Source organism: Streptomyces sp. SID11385 (assembly GCF_010548245.1).
GTDB lineage: Bacteria > Actinomycetota > Actinomycetes > Streptomycetales > Streptomycetaceae > Streptomyces.
In genome coordinates this window covers 1-5,780 of the sequence record NZ_JAAGLR010000854.1, presented here as the reverse complement: position 1 = coordinate 5,780, position 5,780 = coordinate 1, and the positions used below count along the sequence as shown (strand labels likewise).

At 72.8% G+C, this 5,780-nt stretch carries 5 protein-coding genes and 1 pseudogene; 4 read left to right on the top strand and 2 right to left on the bottom strand.

Annotated elements, in window-relative coordinates:
• A partial coding sequence (gene folP, locus G3I42_RS26105) for a dihydropteroate synthase (RefSeq protein WP_164289896.1) occupies positions 1-699 on the bottom strand: 699 nt, incomplete at its 3' end.
• A gap of 225 nt (positions 700-924) precedes the next feature.
• Complete coding sequence (locus G3I42_RS26100; protein ID WP_164289894.1) at positions 925-2,103, bottom strand: betaine/proline/choline family ABC transporter ATP-binding protein; 1,179 nt, start codon at positions 2,101-2,103, stop codon at positions 925-927.
• A 306-nt stretch (positions 2,104-2,409) separates the two neighbouring features.
• On the opposite strand from G3I42_RS26100, the gene G3I42_RS26095 reads away from it, so the two are divergent.
• The 4 genes and pseudogenes from G3I42_RS26095 to G3I42_RS26080 form a co-directional block, all read left to right on the top strand.
• Positions 2,410-3,141, top strand: a complete 732-nt coding sequence (locus G3I42_RS26095; RefSeq protein ID WP_164289892.1) for an ABC transporter permease — start codon at positions 2,410-2,412, stop codon at positions 3,139-3,141.
• A complete protein-coding gene (locus G3I42_RS26090; RefSeq protein ID WP_164289890.1) occupies positions 3,138-3,875 on the top strand; it encodes an ABC transporter permease in 738 nt (245 codons plus the stop codon). The genes G3I42_RS26095 and G3I42_RS26090 overlap by 4 nt, the downstream gene beginning before the upstream one ends.
• 113 nt (positions 3,876-3,988) lie before the next feature.
• The gene (locus G3I42_RS26085; protein WP_164289888.1) at positions 3,989-4,975 is read left to right on the top strand and encodes an ABC transporter substrate-binding protein; all 987 of its coding nucleotides are present in this window, start codon (positions 3,989-3,991) and stop codon (positions 4,973-4,975) included.
• 292 nt (positions 4,976-5,267) lie between these two features.
• A pseudogene (locus G3I42_RS26080) lies at positions 5,268-5,780 on the top strand (hypothetical protein); the annotation flags it as partial.

The window sequence follows — 5,780 nt, the reverse complement described above, 5'->3', positions numbered from 1 at the left end:
CGCGAGTACGCGGCCGAGGAACCGCTTGCGGGACGCGGCCACCAGGAGCGGGCGGCCGAGCGCGCGGAGCCGGTCGAGGTGCGCGAGGAGGGCCAGGTCGTGCTCGGTCGCCTTCGCGAAGCCGAGCCCCGGGTCGAGCAGGACCCGCTCGGGCGCGACACCCGCCCCGACCACCGCCGCCATGCGCCGCTCCAGCTCGCCCACCACCTCGCCGACGACATCCGCGTAGACGGCGCGCGCGTTCATGTCCTCGCTGAAACCGCGCCAGTGCATCACGACGAACGGCGCGCCCGTCGCGGCGACCATCGGGACCATCGCGGCGTCGGCGAGACCGCCGCTCACGTCGTTGACGAGGTGCGCCCCCGCGTCGAGCGCCGCCTCGGCGACCCGCGCGCGCATCGTGTCGACCGACAGCGTGACGCCCTCGGCCGCGAGCGCCCGCACGACGGGCACGACCCGCCGCAGCTCCTCCGCCTCGTCGACCCGCGAAGCGCCGGGACGCGTCGACTCGCCGCCGACGTCGACCAGGTCGGCGCCCTGCGCGACGAGTTCGAGGCCGTGCTTCACCGCGGCCTCGGTGTCGAACCAGCGTCCCCCGTCCGAGAAGGAATCAGGCGTCACGTTGACGACCCCCATGACCGCGCACCGGTCCCACTCGGGCAGACCCTCGACGCGACCGCGCCCACGCAACGTACTCATGGCGCCCAGGGTAGGCGTTGCACGCGCGCGGGAGCGGGCGCGCGGACGCGCGGGTCCGGCGCGCCGACGCTGGTCAGGGGGCGTACGGGGGAGGCGGCGCGGGAGGCCCGTGGCCCCGTAGTACCAACCGCCCGCCTCGGACCGCACCCCGCCCGGCCCCGCCTCACCCGGCCCGGGCCTCACCCGGCCCCGCCTCACCCGGCCCCGGGCCCCGTCCCGCCCCCGTCAGACCGAGCTGACCGTCTCCAGGGCGATCTCCGCGCGGGCCACGTCGCGCGCGTCGGCCGCCGTCGAGCGGCGCAGGGCCTCGTGGAGGCGGGCCGGGGTGAGGACGCCGAGGAAGCGGTCGCCCTCGTCCGGGTCCGTCACGGCGATCCAGCCCGCGTCGTGCTGGAGCATCGTCGCGAACGCCTGCTTGAGCGTCGCGCCGACCGGCAGCCACGCCTCCATGCGGCGGACGCGGTCGGCGACGGTGCCGGTCCGCGACGCCGCGTCGGCCTCGTCCTCCGTACCGCCGATCCAGCCGCGCAGCGCGCCCGCCTCGTCCAGGACGACGGCCCAGCGGGCGTCCTCGGCGCGCAGGCGCCCGGAGACCTCGGCCAGCGGGTCGCCGAGGCGGACCACGGGGGGCTGTTCGAGGTCGCCGGGCTCGATCGGGGTGACGGAGAGGCGCTTGAGGCCGCGGTCGGCGCCGACGAAGTCCGCGACGTACTCGGTCGCCGGGGCGCCGAGGACGGTGCTCGGGGTGTCGAACTGCTCGATGCGGCCCGCCCCGTAGACGGCCATGCGGTCGCCGAGCCGGACCGCCTCCTCGATGTCGTGCGTCACGAAGAGGACCGTCTTGTGCACGGCGGCCTGGAGGCGCAGGAACTCGGACTGGAGGCGCTCGCGCACGACGGGGTCGACCGCGCCGAACGGCTCGTCCATGAGCAGGACGGGCGGGTCGGCGGCGAGCGCGCGGGCCACGCCGACGCGCTGGCGCTGCCCGCCGGAGAGCTGCTCGGGGTAGCGGTCGCCGTAGACGGACGGGTCGAGGCCGACGAGATCGAGGAGTTCGGCGGCGCGGGCGCGCGCCTTCGCCTTCTTCCAGCCGAGCAGGTGCGGCACGGTCGCCGTGTTGTCGAGGACCGATTTGTGCGGGAACAGGCCCACTTGCTGAATGACATAGCCGATGCGGCGACGCAGTTCGACCGGATCGATGCCGGATATGTCCTCGCCGTCGAGGAATATGCGACCGGCCGTCGGCTCGATGAGCCGGTTGACCATCTTCATCGTCGTGGTCTTGCCGCAGCCGGACGGGCCGACGAGGGTGACGAGTTCACCGGCCGTGACCTCGAAGGACAGGTCGTCGACGGCCGTGGTGCCGTCCTCGTAGCGCTTGCTGACGTGCTCGAACCGGATCATGGGTCCCCATTGTGGTCGGTCGTATGTCTCCAGTGTTGCCCCCCGTTGCCGGAATGCCACAGCGCGGCGAAGAGTTCGGGGGATTGTCAGTGGCGCGGGTTAGGGTTCGCGGCAGATCGACCACGTGTGCGAACGCGGACGGGGGCGGGGCCGTGTGACGGCGGCCCGCGCGCCCGGCGCACGAGCCGCCCACGGCTCGGTCACGGTACGGACGCGGCGGGGTTGGCGTGCGCGCCGGCGGGTAGTCGGACGGCTGTTCTCGGGAGGTCCGGGGGCGACAGAGGACCGGAGGAGGTGGGCTCGCGCATGAGCGGACAGAACTGCTTGGTCACGAACGAGTGGATCTGCGGGGAGTACCTGCGAACCCGCAGCCAGGAACTGACGGACGCGACGGTGCAGCACGTGCTCATCACCGTCGTCTCGGTCGCGATCGGCCTCGCCGTCGCGCTCCCGCTCGCCGTCCTCGCCCGCCGCTACAAGCCGCTCGCGGGCCCGGTCCTCGGCGTCACCACGATCCTGTACACGATCCCCTCGCTCGCGATGTTCTCGCTGCTCCTGCCCGTCTTCGGGCTCTCCCCCGCGCTCGTCGTGACGGGCCTCGTCCTGTACTCGCTGACGATCCTCGTGCGGAACATCCTCGCCGGGCTCGAAGCGGTCCCCGAGGAGGCCCGCGAGGCCGCGCGCGGCATGGGGTACGGGTCCTGGCGCCTGCTGTGGGAGGTCGAACTGCCCCTCGCGCTGCCCGCCGTGCTCGGCGGCGTCCGCATCGCGACCGTCTCCACCGTCGCGCTCACCACCGTCGGCGCGATCGTCGACTACGGCGGCCTCGGCTCCCTCATCCTCGACGGCCTCGACACGACCTTCAAGGCGCAGGTGCTCGCCGCGTCCGTGCTGTGCGTCGTCCTCGCCGTCGCCGCCGACCTGCTCCTCCTCGGCCTGCAACGCCTCCTGACCCCGTGGACCCGCGCGGGCCGCGTGCCCCGCAAGGCGCGTCGCGCCGCTTCCCGTACGAACCCGGCGCCCGCGGAGGCGATATGAACGCGCTCACCGGAGCCTTCGACTGGCTCGGCGCCGGAAAGAACTGGCGCGGCGACGCCGGCATCCAGCACCGCCTGCTCGAACACCTCGGCTTCACCGGGCTGAGCATGCTCGTCGCCTGCCTCGTCGCCCTGCCCGTCGCGCTCTGGCTCGGCCACCTCGGCAAGGGCGGCGCCCTCGCCGTCAACATCTCCAACATCGGCCGCGCCATACCGACCCTCGCCCTCCTCGCGCTGCTCTCGCTCACCCCGCTGCGAGAGCACGGCGAGACGCCGACGCTCATCGCACTCGTCCTCTTCGCGATACCCCCCGTCCTCACCAACGCCTACATCGGCATGCGCGAGGCCGACCGCGCCGTCGTCGAGGCCGCGCGCGGCATGGGCATGAGCGGCGGCCAGGTCTTCCGGCGCGTCGAACTGCCCCTCGCCTTCCCGCTCCTCATGACCGGGATACGCAGCGCCGCCGTGCAGACCGTCGCCACCGCGACCCTCGCCGCGATACCGGGCGGCGGCGGCCTCGGCCGCGTCATCACCGCGGGCTTCAACCTCCAGAACACCTCCCAGGTCGTCGCCGGAGCCCTCCTCGTCGCCGTCCTCGCGCTGCTCGTCGAAGGGCTCCTCGTGCTCGCCGGACGGTGGGCGGACCCGATGCGGCACCGGCGCGGCAGGACCACGCAGGACGGCACGGGCGGCGAGACGGGGACGAGCACGGAGCCCGCCCCGGCCGCCGCCTGAGACCCGTCCACCCGCGCCCGCACCCCACCGACTTCGCGATACCCCGTGCCACGAGACACCCCCTGTGAACACCTCTGCGAACACCTCTGTGAACCGATGAAGGAGACCTCGACATGAGCAGGAACACGCATCGCGCGCGGCTGGCCGGAGCGGTGCTCGCCACCGCCGCACTCGCCGCGGGACTCACCGCGTGCGGCGGCGACAGCCTGGAGGACAACGACAAGGGCTCCTCCGCGAGCAAGAACGACGACGGAGGGGACAAGAAGGGCTCGCTCGTCATCGGCGCCGCCCGCTTCACCGAGGCGAAGGTCATGGCCGAGCTGTACGCGGGGGTCCTCAAGGACGCCGGGTACAGCACCACGGTCAAGACCGTGCAGAACCGCGAGGTGTACGAGCCCGAACTGCGCAAGGGCTCGATCGACGTCGTGCCCGAGTACGCGGCGACGCTCGCCGAGTGGCTCAACCACGCCAAGAACGGCGAGGACGCGAAGCCCGTCGCCTCCAGCGACGTCGACGCGACCGTCGCCGCGCTGCGCGAGCTGGCCGAGCCGCAGGGCCTCAAGGTCCTCGACGCGGGCAAGGCCGTCGACCAGAACGCCTTCGTCGTCACCAAGGACTACGCGGAGAAGCACAAGCTCAAGACCCTCTCCGACCTCGGCAAGTCGAAGGAGAAGGTCACCGTCGCCGCCGGCGACGAGTGCGCGACCCGCCCCTTCTGCGCCCCCGGCCTGAAGAAGACGTACGGCATCAACGTGGCCGGAATCGACCCCAAGGGCGTCGGCACCCCGCAGTCCAAGCAGGCCGTGAAGGACGGCAAGGACCAGCTCGCCCTCACCACCACGACCGACGCGACGCTGGAGAGCTACGGACTCGTCGTCCTGGAGGACGACAAGAAGCTCCAGAACGCCGACAACATCATTCCCGTCGTCAACGCCAAGGACGCGGGTGACTCCGCGATAGCCAGTGCGCTCAACAAGCTCAACGAGACCCTCACGACGGACGATCTCGTGGAACTCAACCGGAAGGTCGACGCGGAACGGCTGAAGGAGAAGGACGTCGCCGCGGATTACCTGAAGGAGAAGGGGCTCGTGAAGGGCTGAGCGGAATTCCGGAGGCGCGGGGCCCGTCGTACGGGAGCGGTGCGAGCCGCTGCGCGTGCGCGGTGCGAGCCGCTGCGCGGGCGCGGTCACGAGCCGGCCGGTGAGCCGTCGTACGCGTGCCGTGCCGGTGCCGTGCGGCGGGTCCCGCGTGCCTCCGGAAGGCGCCCGATGGCGCGTGCATGCGGAATTTCCCGGTCCGTTCGTGCGGGCTTCGGGCTTTTCTTTATCTGACGGGCTGACATGTTTCCGGCCGGGGCTCCGTAAATTGCCTACGCGCGGTAAGTTTCTGGCCATGCCACACGGACGTCACCGTCACTCCCCACCACTGCACCGGCTGCTGCCGCCCACCGCGATCGCCGTGGTGGCGGTGCTCGGGGCCGGGGCCTCCTGGTTCAGCGGCCAGGCGCTCGTCCTGCGCGGGCTCGTGCTCCTCGCCGCCGTCGCCGCCGTCACCGGCGCCGTCGTGATGCGCCGCTGGGACAGCGTCGCCGGCCTGCGCGTCGCCGAACTCGACCGCGCGCGCGGCGCCGACGAGTGGCGGCACGAGGAACGCGTGGCCGAACTGGAGACGGAGCTGGAGGAATCGCGCGAGCAGCGGAGCGAACTCGCCCGCAAGGTCCGCGCCAAGCGCGCCGAACTCGCCGCGCTGCGCAACGAGCACGCCGCCCTCCTGCGCCGCTACGCCGCCGCCGAGACCGGCCGCGCCAACGCACTCGAAGGCCGCCGCAAGCTCGCCATCGAAGCCGCCGCCCCGGCCCGCGCCCTTCCTCCGGCCAGGACCGGCCGGCCCCCGGCCCCGCAGCCG